Source organism: Streptomyces alkaliphilus (assembly GCF_014141535.1).
In the GTDB taxonomy this organism is placed as follows: domain Bacteria; phylum Actinomycetota; class Actinomycetes; order Streptomycetales; family Streptomycetaceae; genus Streptomyces; species Streptomyces alkaliphilus.
The window spans coordinates 1-2,089 of the sequence record NZ_VKHT01000882.1; the positions used below are offsets into that span (position 1 = coordinate 1).

The following is a 2,089-nucleotide window of genomic DNA, read 5'->3' on the forward strand; positions in this document are numbered from 1 at the left end:
CCCCCGGTCGTGACCCCCGCGGCCCGGACGCCCGCCACCGTGCCCGCCGGGCCGGTGGCCGTGTCCGTGCGGGAGGTGCACAAGACCTATCCCGGCGCCCGCCGTCCCGGCCGTCGCCGCCGCCCGCTCGGTGACGAACCGACGGGCCCGTCGGGGACCGGGCCCGTGCATGCCAGCGCGGGCATCGATCTGGAGGTGGGTCGGGGTGAGATCTTCGGTCTCCTCGGCCCCAACGGCGCGGGCAAGACGACCCTGGTCCGCCAGCTGACCGGCCTGCTGCGGCCCGACTCCGGCTCCATCGAACTGTTGGGCCACGACGTGGTCCGGTACCCCCGCCGTGCCCCCCGCCTCCTGGCCCATCTCGGCCAGGACTCCACCGCCCTGGACGAGCTCACCGTCGCGGTCGCGGCCGAGACCACGGGCGTGCTGCGCGGCCTGGACCGCGCCGACGCCCAGCGGGAGACCGGTGAGGTCCTGGAGGAGCTGGGTCTGACCGCGTTGGCGGCCCGTCCCCTGGCCCGGCTCTCCGGCGGTCAGCGCCGACTGGCCTGCGTCGCCGCCGCGCTGGTGGGTCGGCGGCCCCTGTTGATCCTGGACGAGCCCACCGCGGGCATGGACCCGGTGGCCCGCCGGGCGGTGTGGGCCGCGGTGGACCGGCGCCGCGCCGAGCACGGGACCACCGTCGTTCTGGTCACCCACAACGTCATCGAGGCCGAGACCCTGTTGGACCGGGTGGCGGTCCTGGAGGCCGGGCGGGTCATCGCCTGCGACACCCCCGGGGGGTTGAAGGCGATGGTCGGCGACGAGGTGCGGCTGGACCTGGTGTGGCGGGACCGGGCGCCGACGGACGTCCCGGCGGTGGCCGCGCTGCGCCGGCTCGTCATCGGTGAGCCGATCGATCCCGCCGGTTCCGGCCGGCGGTGGACGCTGCGCCTGCCCCCCGAGGAGGCCCGGGCCGCCGTCGCGGCCGTCACCACCGGCCCGGCCTTCGCGGCCCTGGACGATTTCACCCTGGCCACCCCCACCCTGGAGGACGTCTACCTGGCCCTGGGCGGCAGTGGACGTGGGCTGGTGCGCTCGTGACGATGGCCGATCCCCGTGAGCGTCCCGCCACGACCGAGGTGCCCGTCGCCCGCGCGGCCGAAGCCGGGCCCGCCGACCCGGCCTCCGGCGTCGCCGACGGACCCGCTCCCGAACCCCTGGCCCCCGGCGCCCGGCCGTCGGCCGCGTTCGGCGCGGTCTACCGGGCCCAGCTCTCCCGCGCGCGGGTCGCGCGCATACCGCTGTTGTTCGTCGCGAGCTTCCAGTCCGTCGGCATCATGATCCTCATGCGGGGGGTCGTGGACGGCGGCACCGGGGAGGAGGCGCGGGCGGTCGTGGCCGGCTCCACCGTCCTGGTCGTGGCCTTCGTGGCACTCAACCTCCTCGCCCAGTACTTCGGACGCCTGCGGGCCACCGGTGGCCTGGACCACTGGGCCACCCTTCCGGCCCCGGCCGCCTCGGTGGTGCTGGGCACGGCCGCCGCCTACGCCTCCTTCACCCTCCCCGGGGCCCTGGTCACCGCGCTCATCGGATGCGCGCTGTACCAGGTGCCGGTCACCGGACTGTGGCTGCTGATCGCCGTCGTGCCGCTGGCCGGCGCGGCCCTGGCGGGCCTGGGCGCCGCGCTGGGGCTGCTCGCGCCCCGTCAGGAGTTGGCCACTCTCGCCGGGCAGCTGGGCATGTCGGCCGCCCTTCTGTTGGGTGTGCTGCCCGCATCACGGATGCCGGAGCCGATCCAATGGCTGCGGGACCTCCTCCCCTCCACCTACGGTGTCGAGGCGTTGGCCGAGGTGTTGGCCCCCGGACCGGACTGGGGGTCGGTGGCGGCGAACCTGGCGGTCTGCGGGGCGTTCGGCCTCCCGGCGCTGGCCCTGGCCGGTTGGGCGTACCGACGCGCGGCGGGGCGTTGAACGGACTCCTCCCCCTCCACCGGCGCCCCGGGGGGCGGTGGGCGCCCTCTCCGACATCCGATCTCGCCCGAACAGACGTCCTCCGGGTCGAACGCCCCGCAGACCGCCAGGTGCGCCGCCACCGACCCCCCGTCCGG

At 76.3% G+C, this 2,089-nt stretch carries 2 protein-coding genes; both read left to right on the forward strand.

What is annotated here, in order from left to right; genetic code table 11:
• Positions 1-9 precede the first annotated feature (9 nt).
• A complete protein-coding gene (locus FNQ90_RS20765; RefSeq protein ID WP_407699405.1) occupies positions 10-1,083 on the forward strand; it encodes an ABC transporter ATP-binding protein in 1,074 nt (357 codons plus the stop codon).
• Between the two features lie 2 nt (positions 1,084-1,085).
• Positions 1,086-1,952 carry an ABC transporter permease gene (locus FNQ90_RS20770; protein WP_182607749.1) on the forward strand — a complete coding sequence of 289 codons (867 nt, stop codon included), beginning with the start codon at positions 1,086-1,088 and terminating at the stop codon, positions 1,950-1,952.
• The last annotated feature ends 137 nt before the right edge of the window (positions 1,953-2,089 follow it).